General features: G+C 43.2%; 19 protein-coding genes. 18 read left to right on the top strand and 1 reads right to left on the bottom strand.

Annotated elements, in window-relative coordinates:
* The first annotated feature begins 39 nt into the window (after window positions 1-39).
* From OCV65_RS10190 to galT, 18 genes are all read left to right on the top strand, one after another.
* The gene (locus OCV65_RS10190) at window positions 40-741 is read left to right on the top strand and encodes a zinc metallopeptidase (RefSeq protein ID WP_262581935.1); all 702 of its coding nucleotides are present in this window, start codon (window positions 40-42) and stop codon (window positions 739-741) included.
* 29 nt (window positions 742-770) lie between these two features.
* On the top strand, window positions 771-2,072 hold the full coding sequence (gene rsmB, locus OCV65_RS10185; protein ID WP_262581933.1) for a 16S rRNA (cytosine(967)-C(5))-methyltransferase RsmB: 1,302 nt from the start codon (window positions 771-773) through the stop codon (window positions 2,070-2,072).
* A 34-nt stretch (window positions 2,073-2,106) separates the two neighbouring features.
* Window positions 2,107-3,165 (top strand): dual-specificity RNA methyltransferase RlmN, encoded by a 1,059-nt coding sequence (gene rlmN / locus OCV65_RS10180; RefSeq protein WP_262581931.1) that lies wholly within the window; start codon window positions 2,107-2,109, stop codon window positions 3,163-3,165.
* Window positions 3,166-3,909 carry a Stp1/IreP family PP2C-type Ser/Thr phosphatase gene (locus tag OCV65_RS10175; RefSeq protein WP_262581929.1) on the top strand — a complete coding sequence of 248 codons (744 nt, stop codon included), beginning with the start codon at window positions 3,166-3,168 and terminating at the stop codon, window positions 3,907-3,909.
* Window positions 3,906-5,909 (top strand): Stk1 family PASTA domain-containing Ser/Thr kinase, encoded by a 2,004-nt coding sequence (gene pknB / locus OCV65_RS10170; protein WP_262581928.1) that lies wholly within the window; start codon window positions 3,906-3,908, stop codon window positions 5,907-5,909. The genes OCV65_RS10175 and pknB overlap by 4 nt, the downstream gene beginning before the upstream one ends.
* 2 nt (window positions 5,910-5,911) lie before the next feature.
* Window positions 5,912-6,790 (top strand): ribosome small subunit-dependent GTPase A, encoded by an 879-nt coding sequence (gene rsgA, locus OCV65_RS10165; RefSeq protein WP_262581927.1) that lies wholly within the window; start codon window positions 5,912-5,914, stop codon window positions 6,788-6,790.
* 2 nt (window positions 6,791-6,792) lie between these two features.
* Window positions 6,793-7,455, top strand: coding sequence for a ribulose-phosphate 3-epimerase (rpe, locus tag OCV65_RS10160; RefSeq protein ID WP_262581925.1), 663 nt, complete (start codon window positions 6,793-6,795; stop codon window positions 7,453-7,455).
* Window positions 7,448-8,110, top strand: a complete 663-nt coding sequence (locus tag OCV65_RS10155) for a thiamine diphosphokinase (protein ID WP_262581923.1) — start codon at window positions 7,448-7,450, stop codon at window positions 8,108-8,110. Before rpe ends, OCV65_RS10155 begins: the two co-directional genes overlap by 8 nt.
* A gap of 245 nt (window positions 8,111-8,355) precedes the next feature.
* Window positions 8,356-9,639, top strand: coding sequence for a substrate-binding domain-containing protein (locus OCV65_RS10150; protein ID WP_262581922.1), 1,284 nt, complete (start codon window positions 8,356-8,358; stop codon window positions 9,637-9,639).
* Window positions 9,640-9,724: 85 nt separating this feature from the next.
* On the top strand, window positions 9,725-11,233 hold the full coding sequence (locus tag OCV65_RS10145; protein ID WP_262581921.1) for a sugar ABC transporter ATP-binding protein: 1,509 nt from the start codon (window positions 9,725-9,727) through the stop codon (window positions 11,231-11,233).
* 18 nt (window positions 11,234-11,251) lie between these two features.
* Window positions 11,252-12,904, top strand: a complete 1,653-nt coding sequence (locus OCV65_RS10140; protein ID WP_262581920.1) for an ABC transporter permease subunit — start codon at window positions 11,252-11,254, stop codon at window positions 12,902-12,904.
* Between the two features lie 143 nt (window positions 12,905-13,047).
* Window positions 13,048-14,652 (top strand): response regulator, encoded by a 1,605-nt coding sequence (locus OCV65_RS10135; protein WP_262581919.1) that lies wholly within the window; start codon window positions 13,048-13,050, stop codon window positions 14,650-14,652.
* A gap of 23 nt (window positions 14,653-14,675) precedes the next feature.
* Window positions 14,676-16,523, top strand: coding sequence for a cache domain-containing sensor histidine kinase (locus OCV65_RS10130; RefSeq protein WP_330666931.1), 1,848 nt, complete (start codon window positions 14,676-14,678; stop codon window positions 16,521-16,523).
* Window positions 16,510-17,466 (top strand): substrate-binding domain-containing protein, encoded by a 957-nt coding sequence (locus tag OCV65_RS10125; RefSeq protein WP_262581918.1) that lies wholly within the window; start codon window positions 16,510-16,512, stop codon window positions 17,464-17,466. Before OCV65_RS10130 ends, OCV65_RS10125 begins: the two co-directional genes overlap by 14 nt.
* On the top strand, window positions 17,459-18,505 hold the full coding sequence (locus OCV65_RS10120) for a galactose ABC transporter substrate-binding protein (protein WP_416810581.1): 1,047 nt from the start codon (window positions 17,459-17,461) through the stop codon (window positions 18,503-18,505). The genes OCV65_RS10125 and OCV65_RS10120 overlap by 8 nt, the downstream gene beginning before the upstream one ends.
* Before the next feature lie 14 nt (window positions 18,506-18,519).
* Window positions 18,520-19,089 (top strand): DUF6553 family protein, encoded by a 570-nt coding sequence (locus OCV65_RS10115; protein ID WP_118382838.1) that lies wholly within the window; start codon window positions 18,520-18,522, stop codon window positions 19,087-19,089.
* Between the two features lie 22 nt (window positions 19,090-19,111).
* A complete protein-coding gene (locus tag OCV65_RS10110) occupies window positions 19,112-20,392 on the top strand; it encodes a galactokinase (RefSeq protein ID WP_262581917.1) in 1,281 nt (426 codons plus the stop codon).
* 30 nt (window positions 20,393-20,422) lie between these two features.
* Window positions 20,423-21,919: a UDP-glucose--hexose-1-phosphate uridylyltransferase gene (galT, locus tag OCV65_RS10105; protein ID WP_262581916.1), complete on the top strand. Its 1,497-nt coding sequence runs from the start codon at window positions 20,423-20,425 to the stop codon at window positions 21,917-21,919.
* On the opposite strand, the gene OCV65_RS10100 is transcribed toward galT, so the two are convergent.
* Complete coding sequence (locus OCV65_RS10100) at window positions 21,910-22,347, bottom strand: Lrp/AsnC family transcriptional regulator (protein ID WP_262581952.1); 438 nt, start codon at window positions 22,345-22,347, stop codon at window positions 21,910-21,912. The genes galT and OCV65_RS10100 overlap by 10 nt on opposite strands.
* Window positions 22,348-22,413 lie beyond the last annotated feature (66 nt).

The following is a 22,413-nucleotide window of genomic DNA, read 5'->3' as shown; positions in this document are numbered from 1 at the left end:
GACTATAATAAGGAAAACGCATTACAGGGGGGAAGAACAATGTTTTATTATTATATGGATCCTACGTATATACTGGTGCTGATCGGTGTGGTAATCTGCATGGCAGCATCGTCTAAGATGAACCGTACATTTCAGAAGTATTCCAGAGTGCGCAGCCACAACGGAATGACCGGAAGAGAAGCTGCGGAGCGTATTCTGCACAGCCAGGGAATCTATGATGTGCGTGTAGAGCATGTATCCGGCAATCTGACAGATCATTATGATCCGAGAAATAAAGTACTGCGTCTGTCAGATGCTACATGGCAGTCTACATCTGTTGCGGCTATTGGAGTTGCAGCACATGAGTGCGGTCACGCATTACAGCATGCAAGGGGATATGTACCGCTTTCTATCCGAAGCACACTGGCACCGGTAGCAAGTTTTGGAAGCGGTATTGCATGGCCATTGATCATTCTGGGACTGATCTTTAACAATAATATGTCAGTGACATTATTGAATCTTGGTATTCTTGCATTTTCACTGGCGGTATTGTTTCAGATCGTGACTCTTCCGGTAGAATTTAATGCGTCCAGAAGAGCCCTGAATCTGCTTGGCAGTACGGGAATGCTCTATGAACCAGAGGTATCTGATGTGCGTAAGGTACTGACGGCGGCAGCACTGACTTATGTGGCAGGAACAGCATCTGCAATCTTACAGTTGCTCAGAATTCTGATTCTGACTGGCGGAAGACGCAATGATTAAGAGTCTGAACAGTTACAAAAGGAGAATATATGGGAAATACAGTAAATGACCGGGAACTGATACTTGAGATTCTTCTGGCGGTAACCAGAGATGGAGAGTACAGTCATATTGCCCTTCGGAATGTGCTGGAGAATTACCAGTATCTGGACAAATCGGAGCGGGCATTTATTACGAGAGTAACCGAGGGTACATTAGAACGTATGATAGAACTGGATTATATTATTAACCAGTTCTCCAAGACAAAAGTCAATAAAATGAAACCGGTGATCCGGACAATTATCAGGAGCGCAGTCTATCAGCTGAAGTATATGGACAGCGTTCCTGATTCGGCTGTCTGCAATGAGGCAGTGAAGCTGGCCGGTAAGAGAGGATTCTCCGGATTAAAAGGATTTGTCAATGGCGTGCTGCGCAATATCAGCCGTAACCTGGACAATGTGAAGTATCCGGATAAGTCAGATACGGTAAAGTGGCTGTCCGTAATATATTCAATGCCGGAATGGATCATTACCGAATGGCTGAAGAATTATGATCGTGAGATGGTAGAGAAGATGCTGCAGGCATTTCTGGCTGAACGTCCAACAACAATCCGGTGTAATCTGAGTCAGATCAGCAGAGAGAAGCTTGCGGAGGAACTGAAGAAAGAAGGCGTGAAGGTACGCCTGTGTGATACCGTAGACAGTGCATTATTTATCAGTGGATATGATTATCTGGGAGCATTGGAAAGCTTCAGAACGGGACATTTCCAGGTACAGGATATCAGTTCTATGGAAGTGGCGGAATGGGCAGATCCGAAAGAGGACGAGTATATTATCGATGTGTGTGCAGCACCGGGTGGCAAGTCGTTGCATCTGGCAGATAAGCTTGCAGGAAAGGGACATGTAGAAGCGAGGGATCTGACGCCGTACAAGGTAGACCTGATCCGTGATAATATTGCGCGTATAGGCATAGATAATATAGAAGCTGTGTGTCAGGATGCAACGGTATACGACGAAGCATCTGAGAAGAAGGCAGACATTCTGATCGCGGATCTGCCGTGTTCGGGACTTGGTGTACTTGGTAAAAAGACGGATCTGAAGTATAAAATGAATCCGGATACACAGGAAGAACTGGTTCATTTGCAGAGAGAGATCCTGTCTGTGGTACACCGCTATGTCAAGTCCGGCGGTAAGCTGTTATACAGCACCTGTACGATCCACAGGGCAGAGAATCAGGAGAACGCAGCGTGGTTTGCAGAGCAGTATCCGGAGTTTGAACTGGTAAGAGAACGACAGTTCCTTCCAGGAGTGGATGACAGTGATGGATTCTATATTGCTGAGTTTGTCAGAAAGTAAATACAGCATAGTCTGAAGAAATGAGAGAATAACGATGGAAAAGACAATCGAAAAAATAGATATACGTTCCTTGGATTATAAAGAACTGCAGGAAGAAATGACGAGAATTGGAGAAAAGGCCTTTCGGGGGAAACAGATCTATGAATGGCTGCATGTGAAGCTGGCAGACAGCTTTCAGGAAATGACCAATCTTTCCAGGAGCCTGCGGGAAAGGCTGGAAGCACAGTATGTGATCCGCAAGGTGGATATGCTGGAGCATCAGATATCGAAGAAGGATCCTACGGAAAAATTCCTCTTTGAGCTGGAAGACGGCAATGTGGTAGAGAGTGTACTGATGAAATATAATTATGGCAATTCAGTTTGCATTTCATCACAGGTCGGATGTCGGATGGGATGCAAGTTCTGTGCCTCGACGATTGGTGGAAAGGTACGAAATCTGACTACATCAGAGATGCTGGGACAGGTGTACCGAATTCAGAAAATCAGCGGAGAGCGGGTATCCAATATCGTAGTCATGGGAACCGGAGAGCCATTAGATAACTACGATAATTTTCTGAAGTTTATCCATATGGTCAGTGATGAACATGGACTGCATATCAGCCAGCGTAATATCACAGCATCGACCTGTGGGATTGTGCCTAATATTAAACGGCTTGCAGAAGAAAAGCTACAGATCACACTGGCTTTGTCACTGCATGGTTCCAGTCAGGAAAAACGACAGGAACTGATGCCAATCGCTTATCAGTATGATCTGTCAGAGGTACTTGCGGCATGTGAGGAGTATTTTGAGAAGACAGGACGGCGCATCACATTTGAATACAGTCTGGTGCAGGGAGTCAATGACACAGCAGAGGATGCGGCAAGACTGATTAAGATGCTGGGACATATGAATTGTCATATGAATCTGATTCCGGTGAATCCGATCAAAGAGCGCGCATTCCAGAAACCCAGTCGCAAAAATGCGGAGGAATTCAAAAATAAACTTGAACATAATGGAATAAATGTTACAATAAGAAGAGAACGCGGCTCTGATATAGATGGAGCCTGCGGTCAATTGAGACGACGTCATATTACTTCTAAAAAGGAGAACTAGATGAAATATTATGCAATGACTGATGTCGGAAGACGGCGTGAAATGAATCAGGATTATGTATATGCAACGGGGCAGCCGATCGGTCCGTTCCCAAACCTGCTTGTGGTAGCCGATGGAATGGGAGGACACAAGGCGGGTGATTTTGCATCCAAATTCACAGTAGAGGTTGTAAAGCGTGAGATTGCAGGAAGCAGGAGCAGAAAGCCGGAAAAAGTAATGCATGACGCGATACAGGTTGCCAACCGGGAGCTGATCCGTGTGGCATCGAGGGACGTGAAGCTGGAAGGCATGGGTACGACACTTGTAGTTGCAACGGTGATCGGTGATACGCTGTATTTTGCCAATATCGGTGACAGCCGTCTCTATTTGATAGATGATAATATAAAGCAGTTGTCCAAGGATCATTCCCTGGTAGAAGAGATGGTACGTCTGGGTGGTATCAAGGCGGAAGATGCAAGGAATCATCCGGATAAGAATATTATTACCAGAGCCATGGGGGTGAAGGATGAAGCAGAAGCTGATTTCTATGAATTCAGGATCAAAAGGGGAGATAAGATTCTGATGTGTACCGATGGACTTAGTAACATGGTAGAAGACGAAGATATGTTTGGACTGGTGAAGGGGTCACGGGATGTTGTCGAAGCTGTTCAGATGCTGATAGACAGAGCGAACAGCAACGGAGGAAGAGATAACATCGGAGTGGTACTTGCCGAACCGATTGCAAGTGAGGAGAGTACGTGGTGAGCATTTATTTAGGTAAGCGATATGAAGTGTTAACGAAGATCGGTGCAGGCGGTATGGCAGATGTCTACAAAGGCAAAGACCATATGCTGAATCGTTATGTGGCGATCAAAGTATTGAAGAAGGAATTCAGAGAGGACGAGACATTTGTTAAGAAGTTTCGCTCCGAGGCTCAGGCAGCAGCCGGGCTTCTGAACCCGAATATTGTTAATGTATATGATGTAGGTGAAGATCGTGGTCTGTACTACATGGTCATGGAACTGGTAGACGGTATCACGTTAAAAGAATATATTGATAAAAAAGGCAGACTGTCTGCAAAGGAAGTTATCAGCATCGCCATTCAGATGTGTAATGGTATTGAAGCGGCACATGAACGACAGATCGTACATCGGGATATCAAGCCGCATAATGTGATGATCTCCAAGGATGGAAAGGTGAAGGTGACAGATTTTGGTATTGCCAAGGCTGCATCGTCAGCGACGGTCAGCACTTCTGCGATGGGATCCGTACATTATACTTCGCCGGAGCAGGCAAGAGGCGGGTATGTAGATACCAAGAGTGATATCTATTCCGTAGGTATTACCTTGTATGAGATGGTGACAGGTCATGTACCGTTTGATGGTGAGACAGCTGTAGAAGTTGCTGTGAAGCATCTGCAGGAAGAGATTACGCCGCCATCGGAAGAAGTGCCGGATATTCCGTACAGTCTGGAACAGATTATTTTAAAATGTACACAGAAGAATTCGGAGAGACGTTATGATAATATGGAAGATCTTATCAAAGATCTAAAACATTCATTAGTAGATCCGGATGGCGACTTTGTACAGATCATCCCACAGAATAATGCAGATACTGTGATCATTACAGAAGATGAGTTGAATGATATCCGTGATTCTTATGATGATGCGGATGATTACGATGATGATAGCTATGATGACGATTATGATGATGAGTATGACGATGATTACGATGACGAAGGCGAGGAGCATGACAGTGATGAAGTGAACCCGCGTATGAATAAGATCATGAAGATTCTTACGATCGTGGTAGCTGTATTGATCCTTGTGGTATTGGGAGTTGTAGTTGGTAAGGCTACAGGTGTCTTGAAGTTTAATAAAGGTATCCTGGCACTTGATACAGAGAATAAGATTAAAGTGCCGAATCTTGTAGGCAAGACAGAAGGCGAAGCTAAGCAGATCCTGGAAGAATCCGGATTGAAATGTAAGGTTACAGCCAGACGTGAGTCTAAAAAATATGACGAAGGATATGTTATCGAACAGAATCCGGAAGAGGGCAAACGCGTAAAGAAAGGCTATGACGTAGAGATTGTGGTAAGCTCTGGAAAGAAGTCAGAAGAAGGTACAATCCCGGATGTATCCGGACAGGATGAAGCATCAGCTCAGAAAGCGCTGGAAAATGCAGGATTTACCAATATCAAATCGGAAGCTGTGTACAGTGAAGAAGAGCAGGGGACTGTTATCGGCACGAATCCGACAGCTGGAACTAAGGTTAGCAAAGATACAGAGATTACCATGCAGGTCAGCAAAGGTTCTGAGAAAATTACGGTACCGAATGTGGTCGGTAAGACAGAGTCAGAAGCCAAGAGCGCGATCACAGGAGCAGGCCTGACAGTGTCTACTGTTGAGACAGAGTATAATGAGAATTATTCAGAAGGTCAGGTTATTCGTCAGGATCCGGCAAGTGGCAAGGTGGAAAAAGGAACCAGTGTCAGTCTGGTAGTAAGTCTTGGCAAGAAACCGGAGACGAAGCTGACGGTACCGAATGTGGTCAATGTATCAGAGGCGAGTGCACGACAGATGATCAGCAATGCAGGACTGACTGTATCAGATACAACATATATTTCCAGTGATACGGTGGCAGCAGGGTGCGTTATCAGTTGTAGTCCTGGTGTTGGATCGGAAGCATCTAAGGGCACAGGAGTAAGTCTTGTGATCAGTACCGGTTCATCCGCTTCTGGTGGTAATATGGGAAATGAGCAGTAATTATGCAGGGTAAGATAGTGAAAGGTATTGCCGGATTCTACTATGTTCACGTAGTAGAATTCGGTATTTACGAATGTAAGGCAAAAGGTATTTTTCGAAAAAAAGGCACCAAACCATTGGTTGGTGATAATGTAGAGATTGATATTCTGGATGAAGAGACGAAACTGGGTAATATTCGTGAGATACTGCCCAGAAAGAATGAATTGATCCGTCCGGCGGTTGCCAATGTGGATCAGGCACTTGTGGTATTTGCGATAAAGAAGCCGGCCCCACATTTTAATCTGTTGGATCGTTTTCTGGTTATGATGGAAAGCAAGGACATACCTGTTGTATTGTGCTTTAATAAACAAGATGTGGCTTCATTGGAAGAGATGCAGGAGATCAGAGAGATTTACGAGCCATCTGGATATCGTGTGGCATTTATCAGCGCACGGATGGAAGAGAATATTGACGAGATCAGAGAACTGCTGGAAGGAAAGACAACGACGGTGGCGGGACCATCCGGTGTGGGTAAGTCTTCGCTGATCAATTGTCTACAGCAGGAGATACAGATGGAGACGGGGGCAATCAGCCAGAAGATTGACCGCGGCAAGCACACTACAAGACATTCCGAGCTGATTACAGTAGATGAGAATACATATATCATGGATACTCCGGGATTCAGCTCGCTGTATACCAATGATTTTGAAAAAGAAGAACTCAAACAGTATTTTCCAGAATTTGAACCATATGAAGGACAGTGCAGATTCAATGGATGCGATCATGTGCATGAACCGGACTGTGCGGTGAAGCGTGCACTGGAAGAAGGTAAGATCAGCCAGGTAAGATATCAGAATTATCTGGAATTATATAAAGAACTAAAGGAAAAGAGGAGGTACTAGAATTGAAGTACGTAATTGCTCCTTCCATTCTGTCAGCAGATTTTACACAGCTTGGTAAGGATATCAAAGAAACAGAAGAAGGCGGTGCAGCTTACCTGCACTTTGACGTTATGGATGGTATGTTTGTGCCAAATATATCTTTCGGAATTCCGGTTATGAAGTCGATCCGTAAGGCAACACACCAGGTGATGGATGCACATCTTATGGTGCAGGATCCAATCCGTTATGTGAAAGCGTTTAAAGAGGCAGGTGCAGACCTGATCACGGTACATCTTGAGGCATGTCCGGATGTACGCAAGACGTTGACGGAGATTAAAGATCTTGGAATTATGGCAGGACTTTCTATCTGTCCTGAGACACCGGTAGAAGAGATCCGTGAATATCTGGAATATGTAGATATGATACTGATCATGTCTGTACATCCGGGTGCGGGTGGACAGAAGTTCATGGAAGAATCACTGGATCGTATCCGTGAGACCAGAAAAATGATTGAAGAAAGCGGAAAAGAGATCGATATTCAGGTTGATGGCGGTGTGAAGCTTGAGAATGCCCGTAAGATCCTGGATGCAGGAGCTAATATTCTGGTAGCCGGTTCTGCTGTATTCGGTGATAACATTGTTGAAAATACAAGAAAATTTGTGGAGATATTCAGAGACTATGAGTAAGTGTGCGATCATTGTCAGTGGGGGAACTCTTGATGAGGCATTGACATTTGAAACGCTTAGGGAGTATGAAGAACCATGTGTGATCGGTGTAGATCGGGGCGTAGAATTTCTCTATCGCCACAAGATCCGTCCGAACTATATCGTAGGAGATTTTGACAGTCTGCCAGAGGAGATCGTTACCTATTACAAGGAGCGGAACGATGTACCGATCCGGGAGTTTAATCCGGTGAAGGATGCAACGGATACAGAGATTGCAGTGCGTCTTGGTATGACGCTGGGATGTAGTAAGCTGATCATTCTGGGTGCGACAGGTGGAAGACTGGATCATTTCTGGGCAAATGTACAGACTCTGATGATTTCACATAAGGCAGGTATCTATGCTGAGATTCTGGATACACAGAATCGGATTCGTCTGATCGGCGGCGAGACACATATCCGTAGAGAAGATATGTACGGTCCGTATTTCAGTGTATTTCCGCTAGGTGAGATTGTCTATGGATTTAATATTATCGGGGCAAAGTATCCGCTCAGGGATCATACGTTGACACCGTATGACAGTCTCTGCGTAAGCAATGAGATCGCGGAAGGCGAAGATGAAGCGGTGATTGATTATTCCGGAGGTACCGTGATACTGATGGAGACGAGAGATTGGTAAATAACAAAAGTAAAAAGACTATGCAGATGGACAAGATAGTAAAGTGGTTCCAAATGCATAGTCTTTTATTATGCGCTGAACAGGGAATTAGTGGAAATACATAAAAATATTAAGAAAAACAATAGAATTTTAATAATTAATCCAAAAATATTCTATTCTTTCCGGCTTGGTTCGTTATTATAATTAAATTAATCAATTAAGCGAAGGGCTTATAGAACAAAACAACCAAATGGGAGGAAAGAAAAATGAAAAGAAAAGTAATTGCAACAATGCTGGCAGCAACGCTTGCATTATCTCTGGCAGGCTGTGGCGGATCTTCAGGTTCATCTGATTCATCTAAGTCATCAAGTTCTTCAGAGAGCAGCACAGCCAACAAAGACAAACCACTGTGCTGGTTCAACCGTCAGCCATCTAACAGCTCAACCGGAGAGCTGGATCAGGAGGCACTGAACTTTAACAAAGATACTTATTATGTAGGATTTGATGCTAACCAGGGTGCTGAACTTCAGGGTCAGATGGTTGTAGATTATATCAAAGCTAATGCGGACAAGATCGACAGAAATGGTGACGGAGTGATCGGTTACGTACTTGCGATCGGAGATATCGGACATAATGATTCAATTGCACGTACACGTGGTGTTCGTTCAGCTCTTGGTACAGGCGTAGAAGCTGATGGCGATGTTGATTCTACTCCGGCAGGAACAAATGTAGACGGCTCATCTAAAGTTGTTCAGGATGCAACTCTTGAAATCGATGGAAAGACATTTACGATTCGTGAGTTGGCTTCTCAGGAAATGAAGAACGCAGCAGGAGCAACATGGGATGCAGCTACAGCCGGTAATGCAATCGGAACATGGACAGCATCATTTGGTGATGAGATTGATGTTGTTGTTTCTAACAATGATGGTATGGGAATGTCAATGTTCAATGCATGGGCAAAAGACAGCAAAGTTCCAACATTTGGATATGATGCAAACAGTGATGCAGTAGCAGCTATCGGCGAAGGATACGGCGGAACAATTTCACAGCATGCAGATGTTCAGGCTTATCTGACACTGAGAGTTCTTCGTAACTCACTTGACGGAGTAGATATTGACACAGGTATCGGTACAGCTGATGAAGCTGGCAACTGCCTGACAGAAGGTGAAGATTACAGATACAGCGAAGAAGACAGATCTTACTACGCATTGAATGTTGCAGTAACAGCTGATAACTACAAAGACTTTACAGATTCTACCAAGATTTATGACAAGGTTTCTAAGCAGCTGGATTCAGAGAAGAGCCCATCTAAGAAAGTATGGCTGAACATTTATAACTCATCTGATAATTTCCTGAGTTCTACATATCAGCCACTGCTTGAGAACTACGATGATCTTCTCAACTTAACTGTAGATTACATCGGTGGAGATGGACAGACAGAGTCTAACATCACAAATCGTCTTGGTAATCCTGGAGAGTATGATGCATTTGCAATTAACATGGTTAAGACAGATAACGCAGCAGCATATACATCAATCCTTTCTAACTAAGAAGTAAGTAAAACAGTAAATGAATGAAATAAAGAAGGGCGTCGGGCTGGATGCCCTTCTTTCTCTAAGAAAAGGAAGCAGAGCTATGGCAGAGGATAAGAATAAGTACATCTTATCGATTAATGGCATGAGCAAATCATTCGGCAGGAATAAGGTTCTGAAACATATTGACCTGAATGTCAAACCCGGATCTATCATGGGACTTATGGGTGAGAATGGTGCCGGAAAATCGACAATGATGAAATGTCTATTTGGAACCTATCAGAAAGATGAGGGGACAATTATATTAGATGGACGGGAAGTTAATTTCTCGGGTCCGAAGGATGCGCTTGAAAATGGGGTGGCAATGGTTCATCAGGAGTTGAATCAGTGTCTGGAAAGAAGCGTAGTGGATAATATGTTCCTTGGACGATATCCGAAAAATTCATTCGGAATCGTTGACGAGGCAAGAATGAAAAAGGAAACGTCGAAGTTGTTCCGAAAGCTTGGAATTACAGTGAGTCTGACGCAGCCGATGAAGAAAATGTCTGTATCGCAGCGTCAGATGTGTGAGATCGCAAAAGCGATTTCCTATAATTCAAAGGTGATTGTACTGGACGAGCCAACATCTTCACTGACAGCACCGGAAGTAGAAAAGCTGTTTAAGATGATGCGGCAATTGAAAGCACAGGGAATTTCGTTGATCTATATTTCTCACAAAATGGACGAGATCCTTGAAATTTGTGATGAGATATCAGTATTGCGAGATGGTAATCTGGTTATGACGAAAGATAGCAAGGACACAGATATGAATGAGCTGATTGCAGCTATGGTTGGGCGTTCTCTTGATAACCGTTTTCCACCTGTGGATAATGAACCGGGAGAGACAGTTTTTTCAGTACAGAATCTCTCGACGAAATATGCACCAAAGCTTCAGAACATTTCGTTTGATATTAGAAAAGGTGAGATTTTTGGTTTTTATGGTCTGGTTGGTGCCGGAAGAACCGAACTTCTGGAAACTATATTTGGAATGCGTACCAGAGCGGAGGGTAATGTAATATACAATGGTAAAATCATGAATTTCAATTCTCCAAGGGAGGCAATGGATCATGGATTTGCATTGATTACGGAGGAAAGAAAGGCAAATGGTCTGTTCCTGAAAGGTGACCTTACCTTTAATACGACTATTTCAAATATGAATCATTATAAGAATGGAATTGCATTGTCACATGATCGTATGGTACGTGCGACTGCAGAAAAGATCCGAATCATGCGCACAAAATGCATGGGACCGGATGATATGATTTCAAGTCTTTCCGGAGGAAACCAGCAGAAGGTTATCTTTGGAAAGTGGTTGGAACGTTCGCCGAGTATATTTATGATGGATGATCCTACCAGAGGAATCGATGTAGGAGCAAAATATGAGATTTATGAACTGATCATTAATATGGCAAAACAGGGAAAAACAATTATTGTAGTTTCTTCTGAGATGCCGGAGATTCTGGGAATTACGAACCGTATTGGAGTAATGTCTAATGGTCGTCTGGCCGGAATCGTTAACACCAAAGAGACAGATCAGGAAGAATTATTGAGACTCAGTGCAATGTACTTATAATAGAGAGGAGCAGTGGATATGGCAGAGAACAGTGTAATTCTTTCGGTTGAAGAAGAAGCAAAGCTTTTGCAGCCGATTGATGAATACGTTGGTAAAATACAGGATCAGATTGACGCACTGCGCGTTGACGGAACCGATCAGGTTAATAATATCAGCAATTGTATTGCAATTGCGAAAGAAAACAAGAATTTATCAAAAGAAGAACAGGCAAAACTTATTGCTGAGTATAAACAAGAACTGGAAAAAGCAAAATCAGTAGAAAATGCTAATAAGCAGGAAGTCACCAGGTTGATTGCAGAAGCCGAAAGTTATCTTGCGAAGCATTACAACAGTGAATATTATGATATTGTCGCAAAGAGCTGTGAGGCAGAAAAGAAAGCAGAAAACAGTAATTATGATAAGCTGAAACAGGAACTTCAGACTGAACATAAGCAGAGACTGAATAGTTTGAAGGATGCAGAAGACATCAAAGCAGAAAAATATAATTATAAGAATAAACTGTTTGATGCTCAAATGGCACATGAATCCAGAATCCAGGAGATCAAAGACAGAAGACATGATGCATTTATGCATAAGTTCCATCTGATCGATCTTCTGAGAATGTCTAAATTCACGTTTGCACAGAAACGTATCCAGAGTTGGGAAAACTATAAATATTCGTTTAATGTAGCGCAGTTCCTGTACAAAAACGGTCTGTACATTGTTATCATTATGATTTTTATTGCATTGTGTATCATTACACCGATGGTGAAAAATGCTCAGCTGCTTACAGTAACCAATATTCTGAACATTTTACAGCAGGCATCACCGCGTATGTTCCTGGCTCTTGGTGTTGCAGGACTGATTCTTCTGACAGGTACGGACCTTTCAGTAGGACGTATGGTTGGTATGGGTATGGTTACAGCTACGATCATTATGCATAACGGTATTAATACAGGTAGTGTGTTTGGTCACGTTTTTGACTTTTCTGCTATGGCACCTGTGCAGAAAGCATTACTGGCATTAGCTACATGTATTTTCCTTACAACTATGTTTGCAATGATCGCCGGATTTTTCATGGCAAGGTTTAAGATGCATCCGTTCATTTCGACGATGGCCAATATGCTGATCATCTTCGGACTCGTAACTTATGCTACCAAGGGAGTTTCGTTTGGTGCAATTGATGCTGCTATTCCAAATATTTTTATTCCACAGATTGGTAAGTTCCCGACAATTATTCTTTGGGCTGCAGCAGCAGTATTTGTCGTATGGTTTATCTGGAATAAGACAACATTTGGTAAGAACCTGTATGCAGTAGGAGGAAATCCGGAGGCAGCAGCAGTATCTGGTATTTCTGTATTCAAGGTGACAATGGGAGCATTCATTCTGGCTGGTATTCTGTATGGATGTGGATCATGGCTGGAATGTAACCGAATGATCGGTTCAGGAAGTGCAGCTTATGGACAAGGATGGGATATGGATGCCATTGCAGCCTGTGTAGTTGGTGGTGTGTCATTTACCGGTGGTATCGGTAAGATCTCAGGTGTAGTAACTGGTGTGCTGATCTTTACATCACTTACATACTCTTTGACAATTCTTGGAATTGATACCAACCTTCAGTTCATTTTTGAAGGAATTATTATTCTTGCAGCGGTTACGCTTGACTGTCTGAAATATGTACAGAAGAAATAATTAGAAAAACAGTAATAAGCAAGCCGCCTTTGTTCGTCGGATAGAGATGAAAAAGGCGGCTTTTGCGATATGATGGTTTAGTATCATATTATTTTCTGATATAATGATAACAGAAGCCTGGAGGGTAACAGAGGGGTATTAGAATGGAACAATACAAAGTGATCCTGGTAGATGATGAAGTGGAAGTGATTGATGCGATGCAGGCATTAATCCATTGGGATGAACTGGGATTTGAAGTGGTAGGCAGTGCGACAAACGGGGTGAAGGCACTGGAACTTGTGGAAAAACTTCAGCCTGATGTGGTGTTGACGGATATTAAGATGCCATATATGGATGGGCTAGAGTTAGCAAGAAGATTGAATAAGGACTATCCGAATATCTATATTCTGCTGTGTACAGGGTTTGATGAATTTGAATATGCGCAGGAAGCAGTACGCCTTGAGATTAAGGAATATATGCTGAAACCGATCAATGCATCGGAATTATCCGCTGGTCTGACAAAATTGAAAGATACCCTGGATCGTGAGCGTGAAGAAAAATTAAATGTGCGTAAGCTGGAAGATTATTTTAAGGAAGTACTGCCTGCATTGCGTTCAAATTTATTCGTGTCATTAATAGAAGGTCGGATCAGCGAACAGGAATATCAGAGATTTCTTTCGGCATACCGAGTGGAAATGCAGGGTCCGCTGTATTGCTGTGTCATTTTCCACACATCCAGCACTCATGTGCCGGATGGGGTAGATCCTGTGCTTTTGTCAATGTCAGTTGAACGGGAAATCAAGGAGCGTCTGGCGACAGAATGGAAATGTCAGGAATTTATATATCTGGGGAATACACTCCTGATCGTGGAACTGGAGATGGAAGAGAAAATTGCGGAATTAACAGATGCGTGTGACCGGTTCTGCAGATGGGCATATCGGATTATGGGAGCAGTTGTAACTGCAGGAATAGGAAGAACAAGTGATAGTCTGTTTCATATCCATCTTTCTTATGAAGGTGCACGGGAAGCGGTGTCTTACAGAGTACTGTATGGAACGAAACGTGCGATCAGTATCGGAGAGATTGTGCCGAAGGAACAGAATCTGACCATACAGGCAGAAGAGACCCGGATGCAGGAATTATTTCGGGCAGTGCATGTAGGTAATCAGGAAAAGATTGAAAAGGCAGTTAAAAAAGAAATTGAGATATTGCATAAAAACGCAGATACGATCGAACAGTATCGTTTGGCAACAATGGAGATTGTGAGTGGCTTTTACAGATTCTGTGTAAATAATTCAATAGATTTTAATGGAATATCCAAAGATATGCAGAGCAACTATGAAAAAGTACCGGAGATGGATGAAAGTACACTTGCAGCATGGCTGATAGAAGTATCCATGACAATTAGTGATATGTTAAAGAATGCAAGGAACAGTACATCCAGAAGGCTTGTGACAGAGGCGCAGAATCTGGTTAAGAATCGCTATATGGAAGCAGAAATATCGCTGGATGAAGTGTGTTCGGTACTTGGGGTATCTAATTCCTATTTTTCCTCGGTGTTTAAAAAGGAGACAGGCAAGCCATTTATTACATATCTGACAGATTACAGAATGGACATTGCGGCAGATCTGATGGTGAATACGAATGATAAGAGTTATACGATTGCGGAGAAGGTCGGATATCCGGATGCTAATTACTTCAGTTATGTGTTTAAAAAGAGATTCGGAGTATCACCGTCCAAGTACAGAACAAAGTATCTGCAAAAATAATCTGGCTATGAGGGCTGAACAGAATGAAAGATATGAAGAATGATTCCGGAATAAGGAAAACCTTTGCCCAATTTAATATACAGTCGATTATTCTGTCTGTACTGATGACATTGTCGCTTGTAACAGTTACGGTTATGGGCTTTCTGCTGTATCATCGTTTTAAACTGGCATCGGATAAGAGCGCAGTGGCGAATACAGAGATGACGGTAGAAAGTACAATAGACAGATTGAATTCATCGCTTCTGGATCTTCGGCAGATTTCGGATGCGGCAAATTATAATATTGTGCAGGAATATGATATTTCCAGTCAGGAATTTACCAGACAGTTCAGTATGCTGTATGAAACTAATGTAGATAAGATTCAGAGCCTTGCTCTGTATGGATATGATGGGAAGCTGATTGAGTCAGAACCAGTGGCGACAGTTAAGGATAATGTTAAAGTTGACGATCAGAAATGGTACCAGGACGCCAGATCTGAGATAGAAAATATTCACTTTTCGACACCGCATGTTCAGAATCTGTTTAATGACGGAACATTTCGCTATCATCAGGTGGTGTCGCTGAGTCGTTCGGTGGATATTAATGATGGCAGTACATCAGGCAGCGGTGTGCTGCTTGTGGATATGAAATATTCAGTACTTGAAGATATGCTGGATCGGATCAATGAGACATCGAGTGGAATCTATTATTATCTGTGCAGCAGAGATGGAGAGATTATTTATCATCCCCGGTGGACGGAGATTAACAGGGGACTTTTTAAGGAAGAGAATAACAAAGCGGCATCTTATGAGGATGGAATCTATGAGATGAAGACGGACGGACAGAAAGAGAATATAGTGGTGGGAAGCGTTGCATATACGGGCTGGAAGCTGATCGGCGTGGTGCCGGAGAGTGTGCAGGAAACCAGTATTAATAAATTTCGATATTATATTATTACAACAATCCTTATTCTGGTGATGATGCTGCTTCAGGTCAACCGTTTTATTTCCAGAAAGATATCCAGACCGATCAGAGAGTTAGATGAATCTGTTAAGGCATATGAAGCCGGAGCAATGCCAGATATTTATATCGGTGGATCGGCAGAAATTCGTCATCTGGGATATTCCGTACAGAAATCATATGAACAAATTGAAACGCTGATGAAAGAGATTATTCAACAGCAAACAGAAAGACGAAAAAGTGAGCTGGATGCACTTCAGAGTCAGATTAACCCACATTTTCTCTATAATACATTGGAATCCATCACCTGGATGATCGAGGCGCAGAGAAATAACGAGGCGGTCGTGATGATCTCAGAGCTTGCAAAACTTCTTCGTGTAAGTTTATCCAGGGGAAAGACAATTATTTCTATTGAAGACGAATTGCAGCACGGCAGGAGCTATATGAATATTCAGCGTGTACGCTATAAAGAACGATTTAAGGTAGAATTTCTGATAGATGAAGAGATTAAAGACTACTGTATTGTAAAACTGGTGATTCAACCGCTTCTGGAAAATGCGATATATTACGGAGTAGGTAATATGGATGAGGATGATGATGGTCAGATTCTTGTACGTGGGGAGAAGAAGGGCGAAGATATCTATATCAGCATAGAGGATAATGGAATGGGTATGCCGGAAGATATAAGGGATAATATTCTGACAGATAACAGTAAAGTTCCAAAACATGGTTCCGGGGTAGGGGTGATCAATGTTCATTCCAGAATCAGGCTAATGTTTGGTCCGGAATATGGACTGGAAGTATACAGTGAGTTGGATGAAGGGACGAAAGTCGTGATTCATATTCCGGCTATTCCTTATACAAAAGAAAATGCGGAACAATTAGAAAAGCAAAACTATGGACAGAGGAGGATGCCGGATGAAGAAGAGTAAATTCAGATTTATGGCAACAGAGGTGCTTCTTCTTGTTTTAACGTTGTTTTTTGTATATAAGATATTTAATCAGAATATCGAAGAACCAAGGGTGGCAATTATTCTTCCGGAGTCAGGAGATCAACGCTGGGATGCATTGCTCGAAGGAATGAAACAGTCAGCAAGTCTGAATAAGATTCATCTTATTATTTGTAATACAGATGAGATTGAGGATGCTGATGCTGAGCGGGAGGCAATCAGAGAACAGTTGGATAATCAGGTAGATGCATTTATCATATGTCCGTCGCCTGGAAGTGAGACAAAGGAAATGCTGGAGAACGAGTGTGCAGACATACCGATATTGCTGATCACAGAAGATATCTATGATGAAGAACAGAAGGCATCTGGTCTGCCGGTGATTAAGCCGGATTATTATGAAATTGGTCAGACATTGGCGGCGCGTTTGCAGGAAGATGGACAACGGCGAATTGGCGTAGTGGGAGGATGGAGAAAAAGTGATATAAGTGACAATGGTGTCAGAGGACTGAATGATGCACTGGAAGGCACAGATTGTGAAGTTGTCTGGTACTATTACAATCAAAAGGAAAAGAAAGCATCTGAAATGGTGAGCGTGAAGGAGAAGGTAGATGCGCTGGTCGTACTGGATCCCGATGCATTGGTTGAACTGGGGGAACAGGCGGAAAACGGCACTTATTACGGAGCAAAAATATATGGTATCGGCAGCAGTGTTAAATCTATCGCATTGTTGGATTATGGATATATTACAGATATTGTACTTCTTGATGGATATGAGATTGGTTATAAGAGCATAGAGGAAATTGCTGAAAAATTAAATCACAGATTCTACCAGTTGGAAAGCTGTAACACAGGAGTCAGAGAGCTTGATGGGGAAGAGTTGTTTTCGAATGATGACATGGAAAGGTTGTTGTATTCTTATGAGTAAAAAAGGCAGGATGGCACAGAGTATACTGGTTCTTGTGAGCACAATGTCATTTGCTGTTACAGGGTGTCAGCAGAACCAGAGGATACAGACAGACAGGGATGTGCTTCGGGTTGGTGTGGTGACATATACACAGGATGATCCGTTTATTAATGCACTGACGGATAAGTTAAAAGAAGATCTGAAAGCTATGAGTACCAAAGATGTGAAAGTTATAGCTTCTGTTAAGAATGGAGACAATGATCAGAAAAATCAGGATGAAACGATAGAAGAAATGATTGATGCCGGATGCGATGTGCTGTGTGTGAATCTGGTAGACAGAACGGCTCCGGCAAAGATTATTCGACTGGCAAGGCAGGATGATATCCCGATTGTTTTCTTTAATCGGGAACCGGTTAAAGAAGACCTGATGCAGTGGGAATATCTGTATTATGTGGGATGCAAAGCTGAACAGTCAGGTGTCATGCAGGGCGAGACAGCAGCAGAGTATATTAAGAATCATCCGGAAGTGGATAAGAATCAGGATGGAAAGATACAATACGTGCTTCTGGAAGGAGAGGCAGGGCATCAGGATACGATCAGCAGAACGGACTATTCTGTCAGAACAGTGCTGGAAGCGGGCATATCTCTTGAAAAGCTCAGTTATCAGTTTGCTGACTGGAACAGAGGACAGGCAGAAAACAGAATGAACCGTCTGATCAGTCAATATGGAGAAGGGATTGAACTGATCCTTTCTAATAATGATGAAATGGCTTTGGGAGCCGTAGAAGCTTACCGAAAGGCAGGATATGAACCTTCCCAGAGACCGGTTATTTTTGGTATTGATGGGTTGGATGATGCACTGGAAGCAATTGAAGCTGGGGAAATGCAGGGAACCGTGTATAACGATAAAGAGGATCAGGCGTTGCAGATTGCGAAGCTTGCATTTGAAGTGTTCAAGGGTGAACAGCAGGTGAGAAAGGAACTGAAGGAAGGCAGATATTATGTATCGCAGTATCAGCAGGTAGACAGCAGCAATGTGGAGGAATTTTTAGACAGATGATCGGAGTAAAGCGAATGGATAAAACATGGACAGATGAATTTTACCGGGAGATGGATGCAGATAAACGTCTGGTATTACTGAAAGAGAATATTGAGAGTAATCCAACAGAAGAGGATGCATTTCGAAAAAAGCTGTGGATTGCCAGATATGGCAGAAAAAAACCGAAGAAAGACGCATATGTTGGATGTCTTATGGAGTTAAAATATCTGGCTGAGGGCGGTACGCTTGATATTGGCGGGAAAAAGAAACGACAGGCTGCCAGGATCGCAGCAGATATGTATCTGAATAGTCCGGAAGTACAGGAGGACAGATACCGGGAAATCTTACAGGAAGAACTGAAACATGTGTTTTTAAAATTCATGGAAGTAAGCAGTCAAGGAAGAGGTTTTACTTCACTGGTTTTTGGTATGGGACAGTTGTCGGATGAAGGAGTGATTAAAAAAATTGCAGAGCAGATCAGCACGATCGCATTTCAGACTCCGCACATGTTTCATATGGACAGGGAATTTTACATTTTACAACGAGCAGCACTTTCAGCGTTCCGGGAGGAATATCCGAACCGTGAGCATTTTCTGAAAAAATAAAAGAAAGAGGAGAACGAAAGCTATGAGAACTTGGAATGATCTATATAAAATGTTGAAGAATGGGGAGATGGATCAGTCATTGATACAGACTGGATGTGAAGATATAAACGCATACAGGACACGTGCGACAGAAGTCATGAATGGATTTGAAAAAACATTTGGTGTAAAAGAGGATACTTTGGCAGCATTGTGTTCTGCTCCGGGACGTACAGAAATCTGTGGGAATCATACGGATCATCAGCATGGACATGTTCTGGCGGCAGCAGTAAATCTGGATTTTCTTGCATGTGTGTCACCGAATGGGACTCAGACCGTTCACTTCCAGTCAGAGGGCTGGCCGATGACGACAGTAGATCTGTCAGACCTGGAACAGCAGGAAGCAGAAAAAGAGACGACAGCATCTCTGGTGCGGGGAGTAATGGCAGAACTTGCGAAAGCAGGATATACAATAGGCGGATTTGATATGTATGCCGTTTCTAATGTCCTGCCAGGTTCGGGACTGTCTTCCTCAGCAGCTTGTGAGATATTGTTGGGAGTGGCTGGCAATCATCTGTTTTGCCAGGATGAACTGGATGCAGTAACTCTTGCGAAGATTGGACAGAAGGCAGAAAACCAGTATTTTGGAAAACCGAGTGGGCTGATGGATCAGACAGCTTCTTCTGTGGGAGATGCAGTGGCTATTGATTTTGCAGATCCGTCTGCACCGATTGTGCGTTCAGTTACAGCGAATCTGGAAGAACTGGGTCTTGCGTTGTGCATTGTTGACTGTGGCGCAGACCATGCGGCATTGACCGGAGAGTATGCATCTATTCCTCGGGAAATGGAAAAAGTGGCTGCATTCTTTGGAAAGAAAGTGCTTCGTGAAGTGCAGGAAGAAGAGGTATTAAAAGCAATGCCGCAACTTCGAAGAGCGGTTGGAGACAGGGCGGTTCTCAGAGCTTTACATTTTTATGCAGATGACAGAAGAGCGGTGGAAGAGGCAGATGCGCTGGAGCGAAGAGACAGGGATGCATTCCTGCAGCTGGTAAAAGAATCCGGACGTTCATCCTGGGAATTGCTGCAGAATATTACACCTGCCGGAGCTGTAGAAGCCCAGGATATGGCGATTGCACTGGAAGCGGCAGAAATTGCATTGAATGGAAAGGGAGCCTGCCGTGTACATGGAGGCGGATTTGCCGGTACAATCCAGGCATTTGTTCCGACTGAGAGTGTATCTGAATTCTGTGAAAAAATGGAATTGATGTTGAGAAAAGGTTGCTGCCACGTGTTGAATATACGACCGACCGGCGGAATTGTACTTTAAAATATGTGATGAAAACAGAGGAGGCGCGTCATGAATAGAAATGAGGCAATTACCGGTCTGGCAGAGTATGCGTTGGATAAGGAATTGATTCGACCGGAAGAAAAAATATGGGCAGTGAACAGCCTGTTGGATGTATTGGAAATAGATACCTATTCACTAGAAGAACTGCAGAAAAATGAGACAATAAATCTGACAGAGCTTCTGGATGTATTGTTAGATGATGCATATGAGCGAGGAGTACTGACAGAGAATTCGGTTGTATATCGGGATCTGCTGGATACGAAGCTGATGGGGTGCCTGACCCCACGTCCGTCGCAGGTGATGGACCGATTTGCGATGCTTCGGAAAGAATCTTCACAGAAAGCGACAGACTGGTATTATCAGTTCAGTCAGGACACAAACTATATTCGAAAAGACCGTGTGGCAAAAGACATCCGGTGGAAGACAGCTACAGAGTATGGTGATCTGGATATATCGATTAATCTGTCTAAGCCGGAGAAAGATCCGAAAGCTATAGCAGCTGCGAGGATGCAGCCTGCATCAGATTATCCGAAATGTATGCTTTGCGTTGAGAATGTAGGATATCCGGGAAGGTTGAATTTTCCGGCGCGACAGAATCATCGTATCGTTCCGATAGAGATTAATGGGACAGCCTGGTATCTGCAGTATTCTCCATATGTATATTACAACGAACATTGCATTTGCTTTAATGAGAAACATACGCCGATGAAGATTGACCGCGCCTGTTTTGCGAAGCTTTTAGATTTCGTAAGACAGTTTCCACATTATTTTGTGGGATCCAATGCGGATCTCCCTATTGTAGGTGGTTCTATTCTGGCACATGATCACTTCCAGGGGGGACATTATACATTTGCCATGGAGAGGGCGCCGATTGAGACAGATGTAATTTTTGATGGGTATAAGGATGTCAAGGCAGGAATTGTGAAATGGCCAATGTCCGTTATAAGACTTACGGCGAAAGTTCCGGAGCGCCTGGTAGAACTGGCAGACAGAATCCTTCTCAGCTGGCGCGGATATACAGATGAGAAGGCTATGATCCTGGCAGAGACAGACGGTGAGCCACACAATACGATTACTCCGATCGCAAGACGTCGTGGTGAAGACTTTGAACTTGACCTGGTATTGAGGAACAATCTGACTACACCAGAGCATCCATTGGGAGTGTATCATCCACATGCAGAGCTTCATCATATCAAAAAAGAGAATATTGGTCTGATTGAGGTGATGGGGCTGGCAATTCTTCCTGGCAGGCTGAAGACAGAATTGGCAGCGGTAGCTGATAAGCTTGTATCAGGTGAAGATATGACGAAAGACCCGCTGACAGCTGTACATGCGGAATGGGCGAATGATATTGCTGCCCGCTATGATATTACAGAAGATAATGCATGGACGATTGTTCAGGAAGAGACTGGACTGATATTTGCAAAAGTGCTTGAACAGGCTGGCGTATACAGCAGAGATAAAGAGGGAAAAGAAGCTTTTCTGCGATTTATTCATCAGGTATAGCAGGTGATTTCTCTGTGCTCTACGGAAGTGGAGAATACGATCAGCGTTCGGGTTTTGCCAAATTGCTGAAGTGCATTGACAAACTGATCCAGCTCATCAGTGGTGTGGAACAGTCCTTCAATAAGCATGGAATAATCACCGGTAACGCAGTTACATTCAATGACATGCTCCTGGTTCTGGATAAATGGATAGAATTCTTTTTTGTCCTGCGGATCCAGTTCCAGGCAGATAAAGGCTTTGATATAGTAGCCGAGTGCCATGGGATTCAGGACGGCATGGTATCCGGCGATATATCCATGCTTTTCCAGATTTGTGATACGTGCTGATACAGCCGGCGATGACAGAAAGACATGTTCAGCGATTTCTTTAATCGGCATTCTCGCATTTTCACGAAGTAAATTCATAATTTTTCGATCTATTTCATCAATTTCGTATTCTTTCATGATGGACACCTCTACACTTAATTTTATTAAGTATTCTAACTCCAATACTTA

The organism is Dorea ammoniilytica (assembly GCF_025567415.1).
In the GTDB taxonomy this organism is placed as follows: domain Bacteria; phylum Bacillota; class Clostridia; order Lachnospirales; family Lachnospiraceae; genus Claveliimonas; species Claveliimonas ammoniilytica.
The sequence above is the reverse complement of the archived record's forward strand: the minus strand, read 5'-3'. Positions and strand labels throughout refer to the sequence as shown.